The organism is Sphingobacterium kyonggiense (assembly GCF_039536825.1).
Classification (GTDB): domain Bacteria; phylum Bacteroidota; class Bacteroidia; order Sphingobacteriales; family Sphingobacteriaceae; genus Sphingobacterium; species Sphingobacterium kyonggiense.
In genome coordinates this window covers 690,429-715,977 of sequence record NZ_BAAAZI010000006.1, presented here as the reverse complement: position 1 = coordinate 715,977, position 25,549 = coordinate 690,429, and the positions used below count along the sequence as shown (strand labels likewise).

Below are 25,549 nucleotides of genomic sequence, written 5' to 3'. Positions count from 1 at the left end.
AACATGCGTATCAATACAACCTATTTCCTGTTCATCTTATTCATCCTATTCCATTCGAATATAGCACAGGCCCAAAAAAAGGCGAATATCATTGTCTTTATGGTGGATGATATGGGCTGGCAAGATACCTCCTACCCTTTTGACACCGTTAAAAGTGCTTTTAATTCGCGATACCATACGCCAAATATGGAAAGATTGGCCAAGGAAGGCGTTGCTTTTACCAATGCTTATAGTACACCCGTTTGTACCCCATCACGCGTCAGTTTAATTACGGGAATGAATGCTAGTAGGCACCATGTGACCAATTGGACTTCTCCAATGAAAGATCAGCCTACAGGACGAGATGACCAACAGTTTGAAGAGCCTGTATGGAATCATAATGGCATGAGTCCAGTTGAAGGGATTCCGCATACCGTATTTGCAAAAGCCCTTCCACAGCTATTAAAAGATAATGGATATTTCACCATACATGCAGGAAAAGCACATTGGGCATCGGCAGGCACACCTGGTTCTAACCCCTACTCCTTAGGTTTTGTAGTCAATATCGCTGGAACTTCCACAGGTCGACCTGCGCATTATTGGGGCGAACAAAACTTCGGTAGAAATACGAATGATTACCATGGTATTGAAAATCTTCAGGAATATTTTAAACAAGACATAAACCTTACTGAAGCTCTTACGAGAGAGGCACTGAAAACATTAGATTTCCCAATCAACAATAAGATTCCGTTCTTTTTAAACATAGGCCATTATGCTTTGCATGACCCACTGATGGAAGACAAACGCTTTTATCAAAAATATTTGGATCAAGGGCTTCCAGCTAATGAAGCAAAGTATGCTTCTATGATTGAAAGTATGGATAAAAGTTTAGGAGATATCATGGATTACCTAGAGAAGAAAAAGATTAAAGACCAAACTTATATCTTATTTATCAGTGATAATGGTGGTTTAAGCCATACTCCACCCCGAGTTGGCACCCCACATACCCACAATAAACCACTTCGTTCGGGCAAAGGTTCTATTTATGAAGGTGGAATACGTGTTCCTTTTATCATGAAAGGTGTTAAGGGCGATTTAATGAGTAAAAGAGATCATACTCCGGTTATCATCGAGGATCTTTTTCCTACCATTTTAGCAATGGCCAAAATTACTGCAAAAGAAATACCCCAATATGTGGATGGACAAAACCAATTAGGACATTTAAAAAGCAACAAAATAGACAAGTCAGCAATGGACAGACCATTAATATTCCATATTCCAAATAAATGGACAACGAATGATGTGGATGGTTTTAACTACCGCTCAGGTATTCGCTTAGGAAAATATAAACTAATATGGAATATGCGTGATGAAAGCTATGAGTTTTATGATTTGAGTCAAGATTTAGGTGAGCAGAATAACCTGATTCAGGATGAAAAGTTACTAACAATTATTTCGGTGATGAAAACAGAACTTCATAATACATTGGAGGCACGAAATGCACCAATACCAAAGAGAAAATAGAACAACCCTAAAACTAGAATAATATTTAAGAAGTTAATTTCTATAAAATACCTCCTCCGAGGTATTTTTCTTTTTCAAGGTATTAACTTAATTTGGAAGGATATTTTCAACAAATAACCAATAACCAAATTATTACCATGTTTTATTTCCAGATTAAATGTAAGCCAATGCCGAGCAATACTTATTTCGGCGAGATATTAGGAGCTTATGCAGCCACTTATATAGATTTCAAAAATTTAACTGGTGCATATAAATTGGCAGAATTTTTCATTCAAGATAGTGAATGGGAAATCATGGATACAATTGAATATTCCGCTATCAATTATTCTGACCTAACTGATCTAGATGAAGAAAATATGGAGGCTTTTAATGAGCATGGTGTATTTATAAAATATGTTATGTTTGATGAATAAAAATACCCTAACACAACGATTAGGGTATTTGCTTATGAACACATTTATAGTAAATTATTTTACATAAATTCCCTCGATTCTGTTCGTCTTGCCGGCATCAAAATCAATCGGTAATTCTTTACCTGCGCGGAATAATTTAGGCGTATAATTGTTGTCTTTATAATCTAGACAAACGATATAATCAGCATCGTTCTTCACCACAAAACTATTTAAAGTATAATCTCCTCCCTTTAATTCCCTAAGAACTTTGCCATTCTTCCATATTTTAATCGTTTTAGGTTCTTTCTGTGGATAATAGCTAAACTGCGCCGCCACATAGGTATTTTCCCCTTCCATATAACCAATGGCATGGTCAATATTATTAATATCTTCTTTAGATAATGGGAGTTTATATTGTAAGGAGTTATTTTTCAAAACTCGAAATGCTCGGTCTTTAGAATCACTTTCATGAACGTTACTTATGTAAGTATAAATATCCGAACCATAATAACCTATAAAATCTCCAGTTGATATCATGGAACTAATTTGTTGAACTTTACCATCTTTCCAAGTTGTTGCATAGAGATATGCCCCGATACGGGTACTTCCAGCTACATAAAGACTACCGTTGATTTCTATCATCTCTCGAAAACCCATATCACTCCCCCTATTCTCCATATTGATGCGTTGGTTATTTTTCCAGATGGTTTGTTGATTACCATTGTCAAAATCATAACCGATCATATAGATATTATCTCTAGGACTGATATAAAGCTTTCTTGGTTCTACATCGCCTGATTTTTCGATGTCCTGCCTCTTCCCATTCTTCCATAAGATTGGAACCCTTCCAGTTTGTTGATTATTGCTTTCATTTTCTCGCCAGACATAACCAACAGCATATACGTCAGATCCTTGTACGCGGACATCATAGGCCCAACTTGGATGGTTTGGGTCCGCAGGGAATGAAGGTTTTCCATTTTTCCAAATCGTTGCACGCATACTTGCATTTTCTGGTTGAATGTAACCACTCAGGTATACCTCCAGACCATCGTAAGCTGCATCATATTCAGGTTCTACCTCGGGGTCTTTATCCTTCTTACAGGACGTAATGGAAAGTATATAAGATAATGCTAAAAATCCGAATAATATCTTTTTCATAGTATAAATCGAGGTTTTGATGATATATTCAAATATCAGTCTATCTAATTATGTATACTAACTATGCTATGGTTGAATTATATAAAACAAATAAAAAAAGCCATGTTTTTGATTAACATGGCTCATATTTCAGTGATATAAAATTAAAATTTATAGGTTACTCCTGCACCTAATACTTGACGTACTTGAAGACCTGGACCTTGTGTACCATTACTTTTTGGCACCGCAATGTTATCATCATAGATTAATTGAGCAGCAGCATTTACACTGATGAATTTATTGACTTGCATCACTAAATTTGCCAAATAATCCACGTCAACATTTTGCGGATCCTGCAAATAGTTAGAATATAATTTCAAGATATTCTCCAAAGAGATATTCTCCATAAGGTTTACTTTGTAGTAAGCATCTAAGGAAGCTCCTAATTCATTTCTAGAGAACTTATCAGGATCTACGGAATAGCGGCTTCTTAAACTTTCATCACCTACCATAATAAATCTAGCAGAAATAGGCGAAAGGTTAACTTTAAAATTGTCCGACTCTTTGTAAGCGATACCCGGACCAAAGCTTAAGAATGCAGGGGCAAAAGCTCCGGATATTTTATCTCCACGATTATTGTCCTTGTATTCAAATCCATCGGTGAATTGTGTGTTAAAGTTTAAAAAGAAGGTATATAACCATTTTTTGCTCGCTTCTAATCCAACTAAACTGTTTAAGGCAAAACGATCATCATTCTTTCTCCATCCTGTTTCCTTTTGATGCGTTTGTCCATAAGCAGCCAAAAGTTTATTATCCCAACTCCATTTATCCTTTTTGTAGTTGAAATCGTAATTGAAGATTAAATTGCCTGCTAAGGAGTTTACACCGCCTGCTGCCCAGTTGGAAAAAGAACTCTGGTTGATTAGAAAACTGTTCTCACCTTTTATAGTCCAAGTTTTTGTAGTATCAGCAGTTTCTTGTTCTTGGGCAATCAAGGAACCACTGAATAATGTGGTAGCGGATAATAAAATTACTTTTAAAGCTTTCATACGTTTTGAAAATTTACTATTAATTGTTGTGAAATAAATTCTTCAAAACTATTAAAAAACAAGATGTATCAGTAAATACCAAGTACTTTAAACTATTTTTAGCAGATTGTCTGGGATATAATTTTCAGATTAATCATTGTTTAAACAACTGTATAATATCTATTTATGGTTTAAGAAAATATTTAAACCATAAATTATTAACAAAAACTTAATGTAACAAACTGAAAATTGGTTTGAACGCAACAAGGAATAGAAAGAAACCACCTTCTAAAAGAAACCCCCTATTATTGCTAATAGAGGGTGTATTTAATTCACAAGGTATTTTAAAATTGACTAAAATCTAAATGACAGGAATACTCGTGGTCCACTTAATTTAAATTTCTGTGCAGCTGTTGCTTCTTCGCCTTCACCAGTAATGGTTTCTTCATTTAGTTTAAAATTATGACTAGCAGTTCCCCAACGGTTTTCAATACCAAAACCAAATGCGGTATAATTTGCGGATAATCCAGCAACCATTAGACCGGCATATCCACTTGAAAATTCTTCATCCGCATACATCAAAGAATAACTGGGCGCATAACGCACATATGCAGAAACTGAAAAGCCTCCAGGAACAGATACATGCACAGAAGGACCTACTTGCATGCCTATCTCTGCCTTTTGGATCTTAGTAGACTCCTCTTCATCTAAATCTTCATAGGAAGGATTAAATTGGGTATAATTCAGATCGATAAAAGTCCAATCAATACCAAAGTTCAAAAGCTTAGCAACTGGAGCCTTGGTTAAGAAAAATGTACGACCTGCATTAAAAGTCGCTCCAATTTTACTCTTCAAGTCAAATAATCCTTCTGTATCTTCCTCCAACTTAAGAGTTTGAGAAACATAACCAACATTTAAGTACTTCTTTCCAGGCCTTGTTTGACCATTTGCCAGCACCGTAAAAAAACACAATAGCAATGGCAGTAAATAATTTTTCATAAAACAAACTAATTAAGTTAATAATGTAATCCAAAGTTATAAACCAATACCTTTCATGTAAATACCGCAAATAGGGTATTTTTCAAATTTCTTTACGGATAATTTTCTGAAAATTGCTTTTATATAATTCTAAAATTCAAAATTGTTTCTATAATTGTGACAAGCATTTATCAGCATATTATGTTAAAACAATCCTTTCTTCAAGTTATCTGCAGTATCCTCCTAATTATGGTAATTCCAATAATTACCCTTGCTCAAGAAGGTCAGGAATATGATATTTTCCCGAAATGGAAGGTTGGCGATGTTATGAAATATAAAATCAATAAATCCCAATCGCGCTATTTGAATGATAGTCTAGAAAACGAGGTAAAGAGTGATTATATCGTAACACTTTCTGTTTTAGACAGCTTTAATGCTGGTTATCGTTTAAAATGGTCTTATAAATTCAACTTTAAAAGCTTAGGTATATTGGAAAGTATTGAAGATCCAATGCACAACATGGATAGCCTAGACTTAGTTTATTTGACGGACTCTTATGGAGGATTTACAGGACTTGAGAATTGGCAGGAAGTGGGGAATACCATTGAAAAACAAATTGATAAAATTCGTAAACTAGCTGATAAGGTAAACCCAGAATCTACCGCTATAAATGAAGAAGAATTCAAAGCTATCATTCAACTCTTTAAAAGTAAAGAAATGATACAAGCTCTAGCTTTTCGAGAGGTAGGCTTGTTGCATTCGATTTATGGTTCATCATACCAGGTTGGCATTCCCCAAAGCAGGTCTGAGAAAAAGAACTTTAATTCTTTACCAGACAATAGAATAGTCATCAATACCATAACTTGGTTAGACAGCATAGACACGAGCAAGCAAACCATCCTAATTAAGCAAGAAGCTATGTTTGATCCGGAATCATTAAATGAATTTATAACAACAATCCAAGAGCTTGCTAAAGTAATGGATAGTGAAACAATGGATAAAGACTCGATTGGATTCAGTTTACTAGATAGGTCAAATATGATTTTTGATTATCGATCTGGTATTTTCAAATGTATTGAATTTAATCGTGTAATTGAATCTACTTCAGCAGAAGAAACCAACAAAACTAATGACCTGATACTCATGGAATTAATCAATTAAATAAATAATTAATATTTTAAGAAAAAGAAGTGAAAAAATAGGAATAAAATATATAGATTTACGACCGAGAATTAAGATAATTCTGTTCGAAAAAATCTAACCATTACTATTTTATGTCCTTGTTTAGCGCTGTTACCATCCTTATAGTACTAATCGTAATTTTTACTATTGTAAAAACTTTAAAACCAACAAATTCTAAAAAACCTGGTCTCAAATTCAATGAGGAAGACTTCAAAACAAAAAATAACAATAAGGTAATTCTAATTAAAGGGCCAATAAATAATGATGTAAGAATTGCTTGTGAAGAATTTTGCCAGGAATTTAATAAACATAAATTTCAAGTAATCATTAATCTTATCCGCATAAACCCTGAAACCAACCTCCTAATCTTTCCCTACGATATTTCATTTAAGCATTTCTGTTATTTGATTAATTATTTAAGATTTGTAAACAAACTTTCAAATAAAGGGACCATTACAGGCTGGTTATCTAACCCTGATTGTGAATATTGGCTCAATGAACACCTCATTGATCAAAATATCATGATCTATATCCCAAAAGAGGAAGGACCAGGAAACTATGTATATGCTTGTACAGGTAAAAATGACACTTTTCAATTGAAATTCACCTTAGATAAAGACAATTATTCCACAATGGATAACCTGCAACTTTATCAGAAATGTCCAATTAAAATTGAAGATTACAGTTATGGTAAAGGTAATCTGATCGTTTAAAGTAGATTAGCTACATATAGTTGTAGTTTATTCGCTACAAAATCATCCCAGATATTATTGGTTTTAAAGAATTGTTATAACAAAACTATTTTTGGCATACTAATTGAATATTACTTTCTAAATTTCATAATTTAGGTTAATAATTGGTTAGTTAAAAACTCCTAGAGCTCCCCGCTTTAGGAGTTTTTTTTTATGGAAATAATTTCAAGGAAAAATAACAGATTGAAGAAATATATTCTTCAAATCATACACATGTCAGGTGACAGAAAGTACACTTTGCCAAAAGCTGCCAATGTTTTTATAGATGACAATGAAATACAATTCTATTTTTATATCGAGAATCAACAATAAAGTGTTAAAAATACGTTAAAATGAAAAGGCAACTTATTTTCGGCACAGACATTGAATAATACTTATCAAATTTCATAATTTAGGTTAATAATTGGTTAGTTAAAACTCCTGGAGCTCCCCGCTTTAGGAGTTTTTTTTATAACCATATCTCAAACCTTTATTAGGATCAAAATGCATAATAAGTAACTGTTGTGATTTCGATTAATTAAAGGATGATTTTCCGAATAATCGGAAAATTCAAGAATCCATGAGATAACCTAAACTTGACAGAGTCTACCTCCTTCTTACTATTTAGTCTTTCATTCAGAATTAATAATCGCTTATGTTGACCTTTGGTGATCTCTGCATAAGCAATAGCAGTCATTTCAGATTCCTCCTGGTTCATCAATCGAAGTGGAAATTGTTGTTTTATTTTACAGGATTGTGCATGTGTCTCTGCGTTAGAAAACAAGTAATTGAATCCTAATAATGTAAAAGTTAAGAAAGCACCTATTATTACGGTCATAGAGGTCCATACCTCCAGTGAACTACCTAATCGCTCTCGAGTACTGCTTTTTAACAGAAAATAGCTACACATAGCAAATACATACAACAGGATAATAATGTACAAAGGAATGATTGTTATCTCGTAAAGAAGAAAATTCAAAAGCGTTATAATCATTGCTGGTATCAACAATTTTTGAAGGAGAATTTCAAGGGTTGGAACAAAACGATTCCGTTGCATGTTGTTATTTCTGTTAAGATTCGGTCAGAATATCTTTGCTTTATTAAAAATTCACAATAAAGTTAGGCAAATTTAACACATTACATCTGAATATTACGCGAAAAACAACAAATTTAATTACCAAAACATTAAACAGTTAATAAATGTCTAAACATCAATTATTTAGCTTTCATAACTTACAGGAGTGGAATCCTTATTATTGGGTGCTTAATTTATTAAGATGTTAAAGCATTGTTTAGAATATCCTTATCCTCTTCTTCAAAGGCAACTAAAATAACCTCTTCAATTGTAGAGTTAGAAGCCATATAGTCAGAGATTGCCTTTATGGCAATTTGTGCTGCCAAATCTTTAGGAAACTTATAAATACCAGTGCTGATACTAGGAAAAGCAATTGTCTTACACGCTAATTCGTCTGCTAGTTTTAAGGAATTTTGATAGCATTTCGTTAAAAAATAGCTTTCTTGCATTTCTCCGTTTTTCCAGAATGGTCCAACGGTATGGATTACATACTTTGCCGGTAAATTACCTGCAGTGGTATAAACAGCCTCTCCTACTCGACAACCACCTTGCCTAGCAATTATCTTTCGACAATCCTCCAAGATTTGGACTCCACCATGTCGATGTATGGCTCCATCTACACCTCCTCCACCTAAAAGTGAGGTGTTTGCAGCATTTACAATGGCATCTGCATGAACCTTGGTTATATCCCCTAAAATTACTTTAATCTTGGCTCCCATTCGGCACTCCCCTTTCTATATTGATTTATTTTTGGTTTACAATATGTTATTCTCAACTATTTCTTATACAAGAACCTTACCTAAAATAGGATAATTCCCATTTCTTTCCAGAATTATAGCTTAATATCGTAATTTTAAATGACATGAAGATTCTTATTATCGAAGATGAATTAGCTCTACAAGAGAATATTAAAGAATTCTTGGAATCTGAGCAATACCTGGTAGAAACCGCAGTTGATTTTCCAACAGCATTAGATAAGGCTATGAACTACAGTTATGATTGTATTCTACTCGATATTATGCTACCAGGAGGAAACGGTTTGGATATCCTGCGGGAACTTCAAAAAACCGGTAAAAAGCATGCTGTATTGATTCTCTCTGCTAAGGATTCTGTTGAGGATAAAGTATTGGGGTTAGAGATTGGTGCCGATGATTATCTGGCTAAACCTTTTCATTTCACCGAATTATTAGCACGCATAAAATCCATTATTCGCCGTAATGCCCAAGAGGGTTCTCGATTGATTTCTTATCAAAACATCAAACTAGATCCGGAGAACCGGATCGTATTAGTAGACTCCAATCCGCTTACCTTAAACCGCAAAGAGTTTGATTTACTTTATTATTTCTTATTGCGTCCTGAGCGGCTATTGGAAAAGACTACTTTAGCAGAAGCTGTCTGGGGAGACCATGTAGATCAAGCCGATAATTTGGATTTCATTTACTCACAAATTAAAAACATACGTCGTAAACTTAAGGATGCTTCTGCCAGAGCAGATATTCAAGCTGTTTATGGTGTTGGCTATAAACTCGTATAATGGCTATTTCCGTAAGAAACTATACCAACCGATACTTAGCGTTTGCCATCTTAATCATCATGGCAGTCTGGGCGCTCCTATTCTATGCCCTTCTTATGGACGAGGTCTACGACAATATCGATGATGGTCTTAAAAATCAGAAAATAGAAATTATCCGGGAGGCATTCAATGATCCCGATTTAATAAATAACAGTAGAACGTACGGAATTAATCAATTTAGAATAAGCAACACGAAGCCTAGTGAGGATTTAGATAAAAACAAATTCTCCAGAAAGCTAATTTATATGCCTTATGATGAGGAAGAAGAACCATATCGAATCCTAACCACTGGATTTTATGGCAAGGATGGTCAGGCTTATTTATTGGAGATCAGAACCTCTACAGTGGAAGAAGATGATTTTTTAATTAACCTAGCGATTTCCTTATCTGTTTTATATTTGGTCATCGTTATCAGTATCTTGTTAATTAACCATTTTGTACTACGAAAAGCGTGGCGTCCATTTAAAGATACATTAGCCAATTTAAATCAATATCGATTTGCTGACGATAAGAGCTTCAATCCGATTAAAAGTCAAGTAAAAGAATTTGAAGAGCTAAATCTTCAAATTAATCGAATGATAGATCGAAATGAGCAAGTCTTTAATGACCAGAAACGATTCTTGGAAAATGCCTCTCATGAACTTCAAACTCCTTTAGCTATCAGTATTGGGAAGATGGAATTGTTACTGCAGGACGCTGACTTATCAGAAGCACAACTAATCAAATTGTCTGAAGCTAAGCAATCCTTACACCGAATGGTGGCTTTAAATAAGTCCTTATTAATGCTTTCAAGAATTGATAACAATCAATATAATAAAGAGGAAGAAGTGAACTTCAGCCAGCTCTTGAAAACACTATTAGAAGAATTTAAGGAGCTGTACACGTATAAGAATCTAAGAGTCAATTTAAAGGAAGAAGGAACATTCCTAATTTCTATGAATCCAGATTTAGCGACGATATTAATTTCCAATCTGATTAGAAACGCTATTAAATATAATCAAGATGATGGCGAGATAACTATTCTTACCAAGTCTGATCGTTTGGTTATTTCGAATATCGGATTAAATGAGGCGTTAAATCCGAATTATATATTTGAAAGATTTCATAAAGGTAGCCAGGATAGCCATTCTAATGGTTTAGGTTTATCCATCGTCAAATCTATTGTTGACAAAACAAATGATTTAACAATTGCCTATGCCTTTGAGCAGGGGAATCATCAATTTATTTTAAAAAAAGTGAAATAAATTCAAACTATTCCATGCTATTCCTAATTCTTTCCCAAATTGACCACGACATTTGATGTAAATAAAAACAAGAAGATATGAAAAAGCAAATTCAAACATGGATGCTAATTGCATTCTTAGGAACAGCCTTCACAGCTACAGCTCAAGAAAAAGTAATCACGGTAAATCAATTACCTAAAACAGCTCAATCATTCATTAGCTCACACTATGCTAAAAGCCCTGTTTCACTAGTAAAATCGGAAAAAGAAACATTATCCCCATTAGAATACAAGGTTGTATTGCAAGATGGAACAGAAATAGAATTTGATGAAAAAGGGAATTGGACAGAGATTGATGGAAAAAGAAATGCTGTACCAACTGCCATCATACCAGCAGCCATTAAAGCACACGTAAATAAAAGCTTTCCAAACAATGAAATTGTCGAATTAAAGAAAAAGAAAAAAGGTTATGAGGTGGAATTGACAAGCGGAATAGATCTTAAATTTGATGCTAAAGGTAAATTTTTAAAAATTGATGATTAATCAGAAAGACATCCATCGTCTAAAATCAAAAGGAGGCTTATTTAATAATAAGCCTCCTTTTTTTTCTCAGTTTAAAGAAAATTTTGGAGAATTTCATTTTATCTTAATAAGTAATTTTTGTTTAAATTAATATATATTTATTAAACTTGTAGAAATTCATTTACAATAAAATATTATTTAACAATACCCATGGTTACATTTGGTTTCATTATCTTCTCTATAATTATTCTACTTCCTATTTCTGCTGTCCTAGTTTTTCAATGGTACCTTTCAAACGACCTGATGTATGGACGTAGTCTTTGTATTTTATGGACAGCTTTTTTGCTTTTCCTTTTACTCTTAGTGGTTTTTCAGACATTCCAAAAAGAATTGAACATAAACAACCTTTATCAACTAATTAATTGATTCTCAAACTTAAGAGTAGATAATTAACAGATTTTAAAAATATCTTGTAACATTTTATCAATACCATTGTCTAAATGGCACATTTAAAAACAAGTGCTATGAAAACGAAAAATTTGGTATGGAGTTTATTGATGATATTATTATCTTTTGGAATTTGCTCTGCTCAAAGCAACGACTATCCATTTAAAGTTAAGATCTCAGGAAATGGAGCTAAAAACTTAATTTTTATTCCCGGCTTTATGTCTTCTGTAGATGTCTGGAATGAAACTATAGGTGAATTGTCTTCGACCTACAAATGCTACACTATTCAGTTTGATGGATTTGCTGGTCAACCTGCTCAAGGCGAACCTAGCCTTAGCAATTGGAAGGCTAGCCTAGCAACATACATTCAAAAAGAGAAAATCAAAAACCCGATTATCATCGGACATAGTTTAGGTGGAGTCATGGCATTAGATCTCGCTAGTACATACCCAGACCTTATGCAGTCCATTGTTGTTGTGGATGCATTACCAAGCTTATCTGCTGCATTTAATCCCAACTTTAAAGTCCAGGAGAATTTAGACTGCACAGATATTATTATGCAGTTTACTGGATTAACAGATGAGCAATTCAAAACCATGCAGGAGCAAACTGCAGGCTCCATGAGTACTATTCCAGAAAAACAAAAGGAAATTGTAAACTGGTCCTTAAAGTCTGACCGTGAAGCCTCAGCCAAGATCTTTTGTGAGTTCAACAATACCGATCTTCGAGCTCAATTGGCTAAAGCTAAAGTACCAGCTTTAATCATGCTGAACAGCAGATTTGGACAAATGAAAGAAGGCATTAACAGCCAATATACAGCATATGCAAATAAAGATATTCAATATGCACCAAGCCCTACACACTTCTTGATGTTTGATGCGAAAGATTGGTATTTAACGCAATTACGTAACTTTATTAAGTAATGCAGTTTGAGGAACTATATGCTAATTATTGGGATAAAATCTATCGCTTGTGTTTGGGATATATTAATAATCCAGACCAAGCGAAAGATTTAGCTCAAGAAACGTTTATTGCTGCTTGGAAACAACTGGATAATTTCCGGCATGAGGCAAGTATAGGAACTTGGCTATACCGTATTGCCAGTAATACCTGCCTTCGGCAAATCCAGATAGACATGCGAATGCCTAAAGTGGACTTTCCAGTACAATTTCCCGAACCCGAAGTACAAAGCATAGAACAAGAAATTCAACTACTCTATCGATTTATATCTGAATTACCCGAACTCGACAGAATTATCATCTCCCTTGAATTAGAAGGAATAAAACAAGCGGACATTGCTGAAGTAGTTGGTATCAAAGAAGGAAATGTAAGGGTGAAAATTCACCGCATCAAAGAGAAGTTAACTCAAAAATTTAAAAGCCATGGAAAATAAGGAACTTGATTTTGCAAAACTGTGGCATGCACAGCAAACAACTGAGCCTGACATTAAAGATCTTCAACTCAAAATTGCCAAATACAAGAAGGAGAATGTTCGCAAGCAAATATTCGCCAATATAAACTTAATCCTAACGCTTTCCGTATTAATCTTAATTTGGGTAAATTTAGATCAATTGGAATGGTCAAGTAAATTGGGATTATCCTTAATTATTCTGGCTATTTGTATTTCTCTATTTAAGTTCAATAAATTCTATAGAAAATTCAACAAATTAGATCAAGGTACTGATAGTAATACTTACTTACAAAAACTGCTGCAGATTCAAGTAGAACAAAAGAACATACAGCATAAGTTTATAAACACTTATTTTATCATTCTCGGAATAGGATTAGCAATTTACTTATGGCAATTTGCAGTTCTATTGGGCAGTATGAATGGGATTATGATTTATGCAGCAACCTTTCTTTGGCTTGGGTTTGTATGGTTCTATCTTCGACCTAGGATTACTAAAAAGCAAGAGGCTAAACTCAACGCGTTAATTGAACAAGTTCAATCTCAAATCAATCAAGTTGACATATAGACTCATAAAAAGAAAAGCTGAGGCATTTAATCCCCAGCTTTTTCAACAATTGCTCAAATCATTTTTCACGTTGTATATAAATCAATTGTTTTATTTTCAATGGGAATAGAGAAGAAGAATTTACTACCTACGCCTAACTCACTTTCTACACCTATCTTACCCCCTTGGTTCTCGATAAAATCTTTACTGATAGACAGTCCTAAACCAGTACCTGTCCTTCCACTTCCCGGCACTTGAAAGTACCGATCAAAGACTCTGTTTTTATAAGAGCTATCAATACCCTTTCCATGATCTTGAACAGAAAACTGCAGATATCTCCCCTCTTGTTTAACACGTATCCATATTTCCGAATTAATTGGCGAATATCGAATGGCATTAGTAATAAAGTTGGTCAATACCCAAGCTGTTTTTTCCTCATCCACAAAAATCCTAGGCAATTCTACTGCGATATCTGAATGGATTTGAATATGCTTTTGTTCCGCTTCCATACGGGTAGCATTAATCGCATAATTAACAATAGGCAATGGATCTACAAACTGACTGAATAACTTAATATTACCAGTTTCTACTTGAGATACATTCAGCAATTCACTGGTAATCTTCAATAATCGAATGCTATCCTCTTCAATACCCAATAACAACTGTTGTTGTTCTTCTGTAAGAGTGCCTGTTCTAGGATGTTTTAAAACCTCGGTGCTCATTTGAATTGAAGCAATAGGTGTTCTCAATTCATGAGATACAGTTGCAATAAAATTAGTCTTTGCAACATCTAGTTCCTTGAAGCTAGTGATGTTCTTTAATACAATTACTTCTCCAACCCGTTGACTATATTGCTCGCCTGTCGGAATGATATCGATTGGAATCGCTTCTTTTTCGAAATAGCTTTCCTTATCATTGGTGAAGATTTTTAAGGTAGGATTTGACTTCCTGGAATCATCCAGCACATTTCTAATCAAGTCATTTTGTTTTGCAAGCTCATCAATAGGCTTATGCAGTAAATCAGCACGACGTATCCCTGCAACTTGCAATGCTTCATCGTTAATAAATATTATTCTCCTATTTTCATCTAATCCAATTACTGGATCATGCATGCTATTTATTAAAGTTTCTATACGTTTCTTTTCCTCTAGAATTTTATCCAATTTACTATTGGAGTATTCTGTAAGTTTTTCTGCCATACTGTTAAAAGAGCTTGCCAATTCAGAGAACTCTGAATTACCTTCAAAGTGGAGTCGTTGACCATAATTCTGTTGAGCAATCTCTCGAATACTTTTTGTCAATTGTTTGATTGGGTTAGCGATGTTACTTGGCATATTCACCAACAGCACAAAACCAACTAAGAAACATAAAGATCCAACAACGGAAATCCAAATAAAAGCTTCTTTTGCCATCTGTTGAGCATGATCACTCTTGGCTTCAATAGCATCCATGTTAACCGTCATTAATTGCAATAAATCCGTACGCATTTCCTTGGCTAAGCTTTGATTCAACGGATCTTGTTTTAGCTTATTAATGTTATCCAATAGCTCCTTCGTCAAAGCACCCTCACCTTTCTCCGTAACATTATTGGACTGGTATTTCAGATTTTCCTCTATCTCTGCAAAAGCATTTGGATCAGTCTGCAGTTTATCAGCTGCTGATAAGATATTCCGACAATATTCTACGGAATTATAGTTTGCTGACAACACATTCTCTGTGTCCTTCTTTAATGCGCTTACATAAAGCGTACTAATAGTCGCTAACAACAGGATCATAAAAAATAATAATCCTATGCCGCTATACAATTTAGTCTTGATTTTCATGATAGTATAATTAAATCTACCTTAACCTTCTCTAACTTCTTCATTAAACTTCTGAAGATCCCCATTGTCCATAATATCCTAAAAAAAGGCCATCTTGGTGTCCCTATACACAAGGTGGTGATTTCCATTTTAAGTACTTGCTCCAGTATACAAGCTGGTACATCCCTCCCCAACACTTGTAAAACCTGACCACCTAATTCTGTTGCCAATTTAAAATTATTAATCAAGAATCTCTGCTTATCCAGTGGAATCTTATTTGGACCTTCTTTCGGAGTTTGTACATACAGAACATACCAATCTGCCTGATAATAACTTGCTAACCTAGAAGTCCGTCTAATCAAATTCTTAGCCTTCTTTTCATCAGTACCAATGCACACCATAAAGCGTTCCATCCTACGTTTTTTCTCTTGGCTATGCTCTCGTTCATGCTTCATAATGGCATGACCGGCCAATTCCTTCAATGCCAATTCGCGCAATAACAGCAACTGATCCGACCTAAAGAAGTTCTTTAAGGCACGTTCAATCTTATCCTTTTTGTAGATCTTCCCTTCTTTCAACCGCGCCAACAAGTCCTCAACGGAAATATCCACAAACAACAATTCATCTGCGGATTGCAATACCCGGTCAGGAATTCGTTCATGGACATCTACAGATAAAAGATCACCAATCTCCGCCTGTAACCCTTCAACATGTTGGATATTGACTGCAGAGATCACATTGATCCCTGCATCCAATATCTCCATCACATCTTGCCATCGTTTATTATTCTTACTACCTGGGACATTGGTATGTGCTAACTCATCCACCAGCACAACCTCAGGATGCAGCTGAAGGACTAGGTCAACATCTAGATCCTCCAACTCATTCCCTTTGTAGTATAGTTGTTTCCTTGGCAACACCGGCAGACCGACCAGCATAGCATCTGTTTCCTCTCTTCCATGAGTTTCCACATAGGCCACCTGAACGTCTATACCATTTCTCAATAAATTATGAGCTTCTTGCAACATGCGGTAAGTTTTCCCTACCCCTGCACTCATTCCCAGGTAAATTTTAAACTTACCTCGTCTTGATTGCTTAATCAGTTCTAAGAAATGTTCTGCCGATTTTCGTTGCTCTTCCATGTCTTTTCAACTAAAACTTCCAAGCTAAGCTGGTTGTAATACCATGATTAGTCGGTTTAAAACTTCCACTATGCGTTTGGAAAACATCGCCTTTGGAATCCAAATAGCGATATTCTAAACGCCATACAAGACCCGAAATGGGGGAAATATCTAAGCCAGCCGAACTACCCCAAATCTCCTGTGCACTTGGCTCATCGGATCCAAAGATCATCCCATCTTTATCGTGGAAATATTCCCCCCGGGCTTGCACACTTATTGTTGGGCTAAGCCAATAACGGGCCTGTAGACCAGTATTCCACCATTTCCCCAAATCATCCTGCTCTGGTCTATGCTGTTGTCCGTAATCAAAACTTCCTAATAACTCAAGCCCAATATTAGATTGCCATTGCACATAGAAGTCATGAAAGAACCTTAATCTATCTTTACCTTCCTCACCTAGATACGAACTGCTGTTCAATGTTAGGTTTGAAACCGGCTTATATGTTATCTGATGCCCGACAGAAAGACCTTGCTGATCCTCTGTCAACTGGATTCGCTGCCAACCATTCAAGGCTACCGCAGCTAAATACCATTTCTCATCATCACTCGTATAAGAAAGCCTTGCACCTGTTTCAAAATATGGTGAATTCTCAGCTGCCAAACTTCTTGTCAAACTAATATTATCTGAACCTATTGCACTCTCCGGACCTATATGCGATGGCAATACACCAGCATCTAACCATAGATTGGCTGATTTTGCCAATTTAACCCCAACATTTGCCTCTACCACATGTTGCCACATCCCCTTCTCTCCAGCATAATTTGAGTTCATATAAGACCCTACTCCTAAGGCTATGGCACTTCGTACGATGTCCTTTTCATAGCTCACCTTCAGCATGGCTAGGTTAACCGCTATTTCATTAACCTGTCCATGACTATAGAAAAAAGGCGCTTTGATATGATCCTTTGGTTTATCCGGATTAAATTGATAATAACTCTCAATATATCCGTTTATTTTAAGACCACCTTTGTCGGCATCTTGCTCTTGTCCCATCACTAACTGTCCTGCAAATAACATACTTATTGCCAAGCACCAATTTTTATTCATTGTTCGATCCTTTCTCTTTACTCATTTTATCTAATGCCATATTAAGCTCCAATACATTGATTTTTTTAGGGCCAAACATTCCCCACAATGGTTGCTCAACATGTTTACTTACTAATTCTGCTACTTCTGTTTCGGGCAATTGACGTTCCTTTGCCACTCGTTTCACTTGGATTTCTACCGCTTTAACCGATAAGTGTGGATCCAGACCACTACCACTTGCTGTAACCAAATCAGCTGGAATATCGGCTTTATTAATACCAGGATTGTGTGCCATAAAGTGATCAATACGCTCCTGTACAGTCTTCAAGTACTCCGGATTGGTAGTCGATAAATTACTTGCTCCAGAACCTGCAGCATCATAATCAACTACGGAAGGACGAGACCAGAAATACTCATCGGTGTTGAATGCCTGACCGATTTGTTTATAATATTTCTGAATGCCTTCACCAATCAATACGCCTTTCCCTTGATTTGGGGACATCTGTGCGACTGCCCATAACATAAGCGGGTATAAAACGGTCAAAACCAAAAGACTGAAAAATGTCAGCTTTAATGCTGGAAGAATGTGCTTTTTCATGATTTTCTATTAGAAGAATATGGATAAAACCATATCAATAATTTTAATACCTATAAATGGTGCTATCAAGCCACCTAATCCATAGATCAATACATTTTGTCTCAATAATGCGGTAGCACCCAAAGGTTTATATGCTACACCTTTCAAAGCCAATGGAATCAACATCGGAATCAATACGGCGTTGAATATTACCGCTGAAAGAATAGCCGATTCAGGGCTGTGCAAACGCATGATATTTAGGGGTGCCAATGCTGGAATAGCCACAATAAATAAGGCAGGAATAATGGCAAAATACTTTGCTACGTCGTTGGCAATACTGAAGGTTGTCAAAGTACCACGAGTCATCAACAATTGCTTACCAATTTCTACGATCTCAATCAGCTTGGTTGGGTCATTATCCAAATCCACCATATTACCAGCCTCTTTAGCGGCTTGAGTACCACTGTTCATTGCTACACCTACATCTGCCTGTGCCAGTGCGGGTGCATCATTTGTACCATCACCCATCATCGCTACTAATTTACCATCCTGCTGCTCCTTGCGGATGTAGTTCATTTTATCCTCAGGCTTAGCTTCTGCAATGAAATCATCTACCCCTGCTTTACCGGCAATAAATGCCGCTGTCAATGGGTTATCCCCAGTCACCATAACTGTCTTGATACCCATCTTGCGAAGACGATCGAAACGCTCTTTGATACCCGGTTTGATAATATCCTGAAGTTCCACTACACCTAGTACTTCCTCATTTTCTGAAACTACCAATGGTGTTCCTCCATTCTGCGATATCTGCTTAACCGTATCCATCACCGAGTTAGGGAATTTATGTCCGGCCTGTTCCACCAAATTCTTAATGGAATCAGTCGCACCTTTACGAATGCGTACATTGGCCAAATCAATACCTGAGCAACGTGTTTCTGCAGTAAACTTGATAAACTTACCTTGCTCTTGGTTACCTTGATTCAAATCTAATCCAGCCAACTCTACAATGGATTTACCTTCCGGTGTCTCATCGTATAAGGAGCTTAAGGCAGCTGCACGAACTAAATGTTCCTGTTGTACACCTTCGGCAGTATGGAAATGTGTCGCTTTACGGTTACCAATGGTAATAGTACCCGTTTTGTCTAATAGCAATACATCAATATCTCCTGCAGTTTCTATCGCTTTACCTGATTTGGTCATCACATTAGCGCGTAATGCACGGTCCATCCCTGCAATACCAATCGCTGACAGTAAGCCACCAATGGTTGTAGGAATTAAACAGACAAATAGGGATACAAATGCAGCAATACTCACATTTACTCCAGCATAGTCAGAAAACGGTTTTAAGCAGACAACTACTAAAGTGAAAACTAAGGTAAAACCTGCTAAAAGGATAGTCAAAGCAATCTCGTTAGGTGTTTTCTGACGTTTAGCACCTTCTACAAGCGCAATCATCTTATCCAAGAAGCTCTCGCCTGGAGTTGCTGTAACCACAACTGTAATCTCATCAGACAATACTTTGGTACCCCCAGTAACGGAACTACGGTCACCCCCAGCTTCACGAATTACGGGTGCTGACTCACCCGTGATGGCGCTTTCATCAATGGTTGCCAGACCTTTAATGATCTCGCCATCAGTAGGGATGATGTCACCAGCTTTACACAGAAATACGTCCTCTTTCTTAAGTTGTGAGGAGGAAACTACCCTGCCATCGACTAAGGTGGCAGGTGTTTCTTCCCTTGTTTTCCGTAGGCTGTCCGCCTGTGCCTTACCCCTTGCCTCAGCAATGGATTCTGCAAAATTGGCAAACAACAATGTCAACAGTAAAACCAAGAAAACAATAAAATTATAAGCGAATGATCCTTGGGAATTATCGCCCATCAATACCGCTATACATACCACAGCCATAATGGCTGTCGTAACTTCTACCAAGAACATCACCGGATTACGGACCATGCTCTTCGGGTTCAATTTCACGAAGGATTGACTTAAAGCAACCTTCATTAATTCTTTATCAAAAAATGAATTTCTAGCATTCATGTTTATAGTCCTTTATTATCGAATTGAAAAATATTCTGCAATTGGACCCAATGTCAATGCAGGGAAAAATGATAGCGCAGCAACAATTAGAATCACCGCCAACACCATAAATCCAAAAGTAAATGTGTCTGTTTTTAATGTTCCGGCACTCTCTGGGATAAAACGTTTAGAACCCATGATACCTGCAATGGCTACTGGACCAATGATTGGAATAAACCTACCAAACAACAATACAAAGCCAGTGCTGATGTTCCACCAAAGTGTATTATCGCCTAAACCTTCAAATCCAGAACCATTATTTGCCGCTGCTGAGGTGTACTCATACAACATTTCAGAGAATCCATGGAAACCAGGATCATTCGTTGTTGCAGCACCAATAGTTGGAAATGCGGATGCTAATGCCGTTCCTACTAGAATGAGGAATGGATGGATTAAAGCTACGATCATAGCAATTTTCATCTCCCTTGCCTCCACTTTCTTACCCAAAAACTCCGGTGTTCTACCGACCATCAGCCCCGAAATAAATACAGTCAGTACGATAAATATGAAAAAGTTCAATATCCCTACACCACAACCACCGTAGAAACAGTTGATCATCATAGCCAGCAATTCATTCATACCAGAAAGCGGCATAGAACTGTCCTGCATGGCATTGATAGAACCGGTTGAGATAACCGTAGTCACGATAGACCAGTAACCTGAGGCTGCAGCACCTAAGCGAACTTCTTTACCCTCCATAGCGCCTAAATCCTGATTGACACCCAATTGTGCAATCGTAGGGCTTCCGGCACTCTCCATCAATACATTTGGTATAGCTAATGCTAAAAATCCAATTGTCATAACCGAGAATATCACCAGCGACAGTTTCCGACGACGGATAAAAATACCCATGGCAAATACCATTGCCAATGGAATTACCATTTGTGCAAACATCTCCGTTACGTTGGTTAAATAGGTTGGGTTTTCAAGTGGGTGAATGGAGTTTACACCATAGAAACCACCACCATTAGTTCCTAAATGCTTGATCGCAATAAATGCAGCTGCTGGACCACGACTAACCTCAACCGTATCGCCTTGCACATTAATCATCGTATCCTTGCCTTCGAATGTCATCGGTGTACCTTGAAAGATCAAAATAGACGCGATAACCAAACAGATAGGCATCAAAATACGAGTACTGGATTTCAAGAAATAAGTATAGAAGTTTCCTAATTGATCCGTTGTTTTTTCACGGAAAGCACGAAATAGCACAACCGCTGCTGCCAATCCTACTGCGGCAGAAACAAACTGTAAAAACATCAAATAGAATTGTCCTAAATAGCTTAATCCAGATTCTCCTGAATAGTGTTGTAAATTACAGTTCACTAAAAAGGAAATCGTAGTATTAAATGCCAAATCGGGCGACATGCTCGGGTTTCCATCCGGATTTAGTGGGAGTATTCCTTGATTCATAAAAATCAACATCCCTAGGAAAAACCAAACCGCATTAATGGTTAATAGTGCTACCAAATGCTCTTTCCAAGTCATTTCCTTGTTGCCATCTATACCTGACAATTTAAACATTCCACGTTCCAGAGGACCCATGATCCCATCCAGGAAGGTTCGTTCGCCTGCATAGACCCGAGCAATATATTTACCTAAAGGGATTGCCACGAGTACCGTAAGCACGAACATAAAGACAACACCCCAAAATTCAGTATTCATCATTTTTTTAATTTTTTAAAATTTCTCTGGGAATAAAAGCACATAAAAGCTATATAAAAACACGATTATGGCTACCACCAACAATACAATCATCATAACTAATTCTCTAAAATTGTTTTTAAATAAATAGGTCTTAAATCTTTAGGCAGATAAGTGATGTGCTTCCTCAAACTTGCAGGAGACTCGCAAACAGCCATTCGTTCTAAAAATTCATTTTCAATGGCATTTTTAATATGCAATGACCCATTGTAGTACAATAAACCTATCACATTCATGGCTTCTTTAGCCATGAGCTGCTCTTCATCAGAGCCTTCGAAGTTCTTTAAACAATAATTGGCCACCTGTTTAAGCACCATGTATTCTGAAACTTCATCCGCAGATTCCAAACATTGAGGAATCCAAGCCTTTACCGTTGTAATAATTTTATTTTCCATGACTTAGATTTTATCAAAAAAATCAATTGATCTAAAGAAGATGATAAAGCAGATTAGCCCTGCTAATGCTAAAATCAATGTTAACATGTTATTTGATATGTTGTAAGATGTAAACCTCCCTTAACTTCAGCGGAAGGTGATTAATAACCAAGTGCCATTGCTTCTGATCACACAGATGGTCCATCCGTGATAAACAGTGCAAGAAAAGGTATTCGATGCCCTGTCGAATTTCTCGGTCGCCCTTTTCATAAAGTTGCCCAACTACGTCCAATACATGTTGCACGTTTTTAAATCTCCGTTTCTGGCATAATTCCCTCAGATAGCTAACCATCACTTGCAGTACCGACGCCACTTGGCTAGACGGCTGTAGTGCCCTTAGCGTTGTTGAAAGCTTGCGAATCCGCTTGCTTACAAAACTGATCATCTCTTGAGATGCTATGTTTTCCATTGTTATATATTTTGTTTGAACCCCTTATGCCAAAATATATTCCAAGTAAAAACTCAACCACGCAATAGCCAATAAAACAGTTACTTATAAAATTTTAAAGATGATTTTAAAACAGAAAACCCTATCAAAATGATAGGGTCTTTATCGTTTTGATAGGGTTAATATTAATGCCTGAACTTAAGCCCGAGCAGATCTAGTTATTCAATTTATATTCGTCGAGTTTGCGATATAACGTCGCAATGCCAATTTCTAGAAGCCTGGCTGCTTCTGCTTTATTTCCTTTGCTATGAACCAAGACCTTTTGTATATGTCTTTTTTCCACCTCACTAAGGGACAATCCGCTACTTGGTTGGTCCAATTGCGCCCCTTGTTGAATGTCATAAGGTAAGGAGTCCAATTCCAATGTATCCCCTTCCATCAATATTAAACTTCGTTCAATAATGTTTTTAAGTTCCCGTACATTTCCCTTCCATAAACGACCATCCAATGCCGAAATGTAATCATCCGAAATCTTTGGCACTTTTCTATTCATCTTCGCGGCTTGGATACCTACAAAATGTCTTACCAACAAAGGAATATCGCCTGTGCGTTCCTTTAATGATGGAAGTTTAATGGAAAACACAGACAAACGATAGAACAAGTCAGAACGGAAATGACCTTCTTCTGCTTCTTTCTCCAATTCCCTATTGGTCGCTGCGATTACACGTACATTAACTCGAGTAACCTTACTGTCACCGACCTTTAGAAATTCACCTGTTTCCAATACTCGAAGCATTTTTGTTTGCAATTCCAATGGCATCTCCCCCATCTCGTCTAGAAAGATGGTACCCCCATTGGCTTCTTCAAACAATCCTTTTTTATCTTTAAGAGCTCCTGTAAATGATCCTGCCAAATGTCCAAACAACTCAGATTCTAAAATATCCTTACTAATCGCTGAACAGTTGACTGCCACAAACGCTTTCCCTTTTCGATCACTCTCGTAGTGAATAGCCTGAGCGAAGACTTCTTTCCCGGTACCGGTTTCACCTAATAAAAGAACGGTAGAATCGGTATGGGCTACTTTCTTTCCTAAACTTATTGCCTCTTTTAATTCCTTAGACTCACCAATTACTTGTTCAAAGGCATATTTCTTCCCTACCTGCTGTTCTAAACGGTGAACTTTTTTTGCTAAATCCACCTTTTCCATAGCCTTGTACAGCAAAGGGATAATCTTATTGTTATCATCTCCCTTCGTCATGTAATCAAAGGCGCCATTTTTAATGGCTTGAACCCCATCAGCAATTTGCCCATAGGCTGTCATCAATAGAATTTCAGCTAAAGGCTGTTGTTTCTTAGCCTCCAGAACAAATTCAACACCATTTCCATCCGGCAATTTTACATCACAAATAATAACATCAATCTCCTTTTGCTTTAATATCTGCAAACCAGCCTTCAAATTAGAGGCTTGTGATATCTCGATATCATCCCACTCCAATTGTATTATTCGGGCCAAAAGCTGACGTAGCTTCTCCTCATCATCTATTAACAATAACTTTTTAGTCATGCCTATTCTTTTCTACGATTTCTAGGTATTTACGGCACCTAAGTTAAACATTCGAGCCAATTAATAAATAGAATAAATTTTATCCCTCCTTCTTATCAACATAAAAAAAGCCCTTGAGAAATTGCTCAAGGGCCTTATAAATAATATTTTTATACCTAAGCTTAGTTAGCAGTAGTATCTGCTTCTGAAGTTTCAGGAGCTTGATCAATTAATTCCATAAACTGATCTAACTTAGGCGTAATGATAATCTGTGTTCTACGATTTCTAGATTTTCCATCTTCAGTACTATTATTCGCAATCGGGTTGTATTCACCACGACCACCTGCAGTCAATCGTTTAGGATCTACTCCATAAGTATTCTGCAATGCTTGAACAACCGATGAAGCACGTAATGTACTTAAATCCCAGTTGTTACGAATATTTGTTTTTGAGATCGGCACATTATCCGTGTTACCTTCGATTAACACATCGTATTCTTTATAGTCTTGAATGATCTTCGCAATTTTAGACAAGGTCTCGCCTGCTCGATCAGAAATCTCATAACTACCTGATTTATACAACATATTATCCGATAGGGAGATATAAACAACACCTTTTAATACTTGCACATCCACATCACGCATCTCTTCACGACTCAAAGAGCGAGTTAAGTTGTTGGTCAATACCATATTCAAGGAGTCACTCTTATTTTTAGTATTCACTAAATGTTGGATATAGCGGTTTGAAGCATTAATCTCGTCCACTAATTTGGAAATATTCACGTTTCCTTGTGTATTCTGGTTAATACTGTTATCTAAAGTACCTTGTAGTCTAGCTAGCGCTTCACGTAATCCGGCATTCGTTTTACGTTCATTTTCCAACTGTTCCTCTAAGCTCTTGCTGCGTGCTTTACTTTCAGCAAGCTCTACTTGGCTTTGTTGATATTGGGTGCTAAGATCCTTGTACTGGGCATCTAATGCTTGATACGTCTTCTTGCTTACCCCACAGGAACTAATAAGCACCGTGGAAATTAACAACAAGGGAAAACCTATTTTTTTAATCATAATAC

Annotated in this window: 26 protein-coding genes; 10 read left to right on the top strand and 16 right to left on the bottom strand. The window is 36.5% G+C overall.

The window, feature by feature from the left end; all coding sequences use genetic code 11:
• Positions 1-3: 3 nt before the first annotated feature.
• Positions 4-1,503 (top strand): sulfatase-like hydrolase/transferase, encoded by a 1,500-nt coding sequence (locus tag ABD676_RS07990; protein WP_344674074.1) that lies wholly within the window; start codon positions 4-6, stop codon positions 1,501-1,503.
• Positions 1,504-1,670: 167 nt separating this feature from the next.
• On the top strand, positions 1,671-1,916 hold the full coding sequence (locus ABD676_RS07985) for a hypothetical protein (RefSeq protein WP_344674073.1): 246 nt from the start codon (positions 1,671-1,673) through the stop codon (positions 1,914-1,916).
• 54 nt (positions 1,917-1,970) lie between these two features.
• On the opposite strand, the gene ABD676_RS07980 is transcribed toward ABD676_RS07985, so the two are convergent.
• The 3 genes from ABD676_RS07980 to ABD676_RS07970 form a co-directional block, all read right to left on the bottom strand.
• The gene (locus ABD676_RS07980; protein ID WP_344674072.1) at positions 1,971-3,053 is read right to left on the bottom strand and encodes a hypothetical protein; all 1,083 of its coding nucleotides are present in this window, start codon (positions 3,051-3,053) and stop codon (positions 1,971-1,973) included.
• A 143-nt stretch (positions 3,054-3,196) separates the two neighbouring features.
• A complete protein-coding gene (locus tag ABD676_RS07975) occupies positions 3,197-4,081 on the bottom strand; it encodes a DUF3078 domain-containing protein (RefSeq protein WP_344674071.1) in 885 nt (294 codons plus the stop codon).
• Between the two features lie 333 nt (positions 4,082-4,414).
• Positions 4,415-5,059 carry a hypothetical protein gene (locus ABD676_RS07970; protein WP_344674070.1) on the bottom strand — a complete coding sequence of 215 codons (645 nt, stop codon included), beginning with the start codon at positions 5,057-5,059 and terminating at the stop codon, positions 4,415-4,417.
• A 228-nt stretch (positions 5,060-5,287) separates the two neighbouring features.
• Between ABD676_RS07970 and ABD676_RS07965 the strand changes: the two genes are divergently transcribed.
• Both ABD676_RS07965 and ABD676_RS07960 read left to right on the top strand, forming a co-directional pair.
• A complete protein-coding gene (locus ABD676_RS07965) occupies positions 5,288-6,199 on the top strand; it encodes a hypothetical protein (protein ID WP_344674069.1) in 912 nt (303 codons plus the stop codon).
• A gap of 113 nt (positions 6,200-6,312) precedes the next feature.
• Complete coding sequence (locus ABD676_RS07960; RefSeq protein ID WP_344674068.1) at positions 6,313-6,933, top strand: hypothetical protein; 621 nt, start codon at positions 6,313-6,315, stop codon at positions 6,931-6,933.
• Between the two features lie 556 nt (positions 6,934-7,489).
• Here ABD676_RS07960 and ABD676_RS07955 read toward each other — a convergent pair.
• Both ABD676_RS07955 and ABD676_RS07950 read right to left on the bottom strand, forming a co-directional pair.
• Complete coding sequence (locus tag ABD676_RS07955; protein ID WP_344674067.1) at positions 7,490-7,789, bottom strand: hypothetical protein; 300 nt, start codon at positions 7,787-7,789, stop codon at positions 7,490-7,492.
• 434 nt (positions 7,790-8,223) lie between these two features.
• On the bottom strand, positions 8,224-8,745 hold the full coding sequence (locus tag ABD676_RS07950; protein WP_344674066.1) for an O-acetyl-ADP-ribose deacetylase: 522 nt from the start codon (positions 8,743-8,745) through the stop codon (positions 8,224-8,226).
• A 143-nt stretch (positions 8,746-8,888) separates the two neighbouring features.
• Between ABD676_RS07950 and ABD676_RS07945 the strand changes: the two genes are divergently transcribed.
• From ABD676_RS07945 to ABD676_RS07920, 6 genes are all read left to right on the top strand, one after another.
• Positions 8,889-9,560 carry a response regulator transcription factor gene (locus ABD676_RS07945; RefSeq protein WP_344674065.1) on the top strand — a complete coding sequence of 224 codons (672 nt, stop codon included), beginning with the start codon at positions 8,889-8,891 and terminating at the stop codon, positions 9,558-9,560.
• Positions 9,560-10,843, top strand: coding sequence for a sensor histidine kinase (locus ABD676_RS07940; protein ID WP_344674064.1), 1,284 nt, complete (start codon positions 9,560-9,562; stop codon positions 10,841-10,843). Before ABD676_RS07945 ends, ABD676_RS07940 begins: the two co-directional genes overlap by 1 nt.
• Before the next feature lie 77 nt (positions 10,844-10,920).
• Positions 10,921-11,364: a PepSY-like domain-containing protein gene (locus ABD676_RS07935; protein WP_344674063.1), complete on the top strand. Its 444-nt coding sequence runs from the start codon at positions 10,921-10,923 to the stop codon at positions 11,362-11,364.
• A 503-nt stretch (positions 11,365-11,867) separates the two neighbouring features.
• Positions 11,868-12,713 carry an alpha/beta fold hydrolase gene (locus ABD676_RS07930; RefSeq protein ID WP_344674062.1) on the top strand — a complete coding sequence of 282 codons (846 nt, stop codon included), beginning with the start codon at positions 11,868-11,870 and terminating at the stop codon, positions 12,711-12,713.
• A complete protein-coding gene (locus ABD676_RS07925) occupies positions 12,713-13,183 on the top strand; it encodes an RNA polymerase sigma factor (RefSeq protein ID WP_344674061.1) in 471 nt (156 codons plus the stop codon). The genes ABD676_RS07930 and ABD676_RS07925 overlap by 1 nt, the downstream gene beginning before the upstream one ends.
• On the top strand, positions 13,173-13,766 hold the full coding sequence (locus ABD676_RS07920) for a hypothetical protein (RefSeq protein WP_344674060.1): 594 nt from the start codon (positions 13,173-13,175) through the stop codon (positions 13,764-13,766). The genes ABD676_RS07925 and ABD676_RS07920 overlap by 11 nt, the downstream gene beginning before the upstream one ends.
• 65 nt (positions 13,767-13,831) lie before the next feature.
• Here ABD676_RS07920 and ABD676_RS07915 read toward each other — a convergent pair whose 3' ends face one another.
• The 11 genes from ABD676_RS07915 to ABD676_RS07875 form a co-directional block, all read right to left on the bottom strand.
• The gene (locus tag ABD676_RS07915) at positions 13,832-15,568 is read right to left on the bottom strand and encodes a HAMP domain-containing sensor histidine kinase (RefSeq protein ID WP_344674059.1); all 1,737 of its coding nucleotides are present in this window, start codon (positions 15,566-15,568) and stop codon (positions 13,832-13,834) included.
• The gene (locus ABD676_RS07910; RefSeq protein ID WP_344674058.1) at positions 15,565-16,689 is read right to left on the bottom strand and encodes a sensor protein KdpD; all 1,125 of its coding nucleotides are present in this window, start codon (positions 16,687-16,689) and stop codon (positions 15,565-15,567) included. Before ABD676_RS07910 ends, ABD676_RS07915 begins: the two co-directional genes overlap by 4 nt.
• A gap of 10 nt (positions 16,690-16,699) precedes the next feature.
• The gene (locus tag ABD676_RS07905; protein ID WP_344674057.1) at positions 16,700-17,776 is read right to left on the bottom strand and encodes a porin; all 1,077 of its coding nucleotides are present in this window, start codon (positions 17,774-17,776) and stop codon (positions 16,700-16,702) included.
• The gene (kdpC, locus tag ABD676_RS07900; protein ID WP_344674056.1) at positions 17,769-18,353 is read right to left on the bottom strand and encodes a potassium-transporting ATPase subunit KdpC; all 585 of its coding nucleotides are present in this window, start codon (positions 18,351-18,353) and stop codon (positions 17,769-17,771) included. Before kdpC ends, ABD676_RS07905 begins: the two co-directional genes overlap by 8 nt.
• 9 nt (positions 18,354-18,362) lie before the next feature.
• Complete coding sequence (kdpB, locus tag ABD676_RS07895) at positions 18,363-20,372, bottom strand: potassium-transporting ATPase subunit KdpB (RefSeq protein WP_344674055.1); 2,010 nt, start codon at positions 20,370-20,372, stop codon at positions 18,363-18,365.
• Between the two features lie 15 nt (positions 20,373-20,387).
• Positions 20,388-22,076 carry a potassium-transporting ATPase subunit KdpA gene (gene kdpA / locus ABD676_RS07890; RefSeq protein WP_344674314.1) on the bottom strand — a complete coding sequence of 563 codons (1,689 nt, stop codon included), beginning with the start codon at positions 22,074-22,076 and terminating at the stop codon, positions 20,388-20,390.
• Between the two features lie 15 nt (positions 22,077-22,091).
• Positions 22,092-22,169 (bottom strand): potassium-transporting ATPase subunit F, encoded by a 78-nt coding sequence (locus ABD676_RS18210; RefSeq protein ID WP_425565280.1) that lies wholly within the window; start codon positions 22,167-22,169, stop codon positions 22,092-22,094.
• 5 nt (positions 22,170-22,174) lie between these two features.
• Complete coding sequence (locus tag ABD676_RS07885; RefSeq protein ID WP_344674054.1) at positions 22,175-22,510, bottom strand: DUF7674 family protein; 336 nt, start codon at positions 22,508-22,510, stop codon at positions 22,175-22,177.
• 88 nt (positions 22,511-22,598) lie between these two features.
• A complete protein-coding gene (locus ABD676_RS18205; protein WP_425565279.1) occupies positions 22,599-22,934 on the bottom strand; it encodes a DUF7674 family protein in 336 nt (111 codons plus the stop codon).
• Between the two features lie 217 nt (positions 22,935-23,151).
• Positions 23,152-24,501: a sigma-54-dependent transcriptional regulator gene (locus tag ABD676_RS07880; RefSeq protein WP_344674053.1), complete on the bottom strand. Its 1,350-nt coding sequence runs from the start codon at positions 24,499-24,501 to the stop codon at positions 23,152-23,154.
• Between the two features lie 161 nt (positions 24,502-24,662).
• Positions 24,663-25,544, bottom strand: coding sequence for an OmpA/MotB family protein (locus ABD676_RS07875; RefSeq protein ID WP_344674052.1), 882 nt, complete (start codon positions 25,542-25,544; stop codon positions 24,663-24,665).
• Positions 25,545-25,549: the final 5 nt, after the last annotated feature.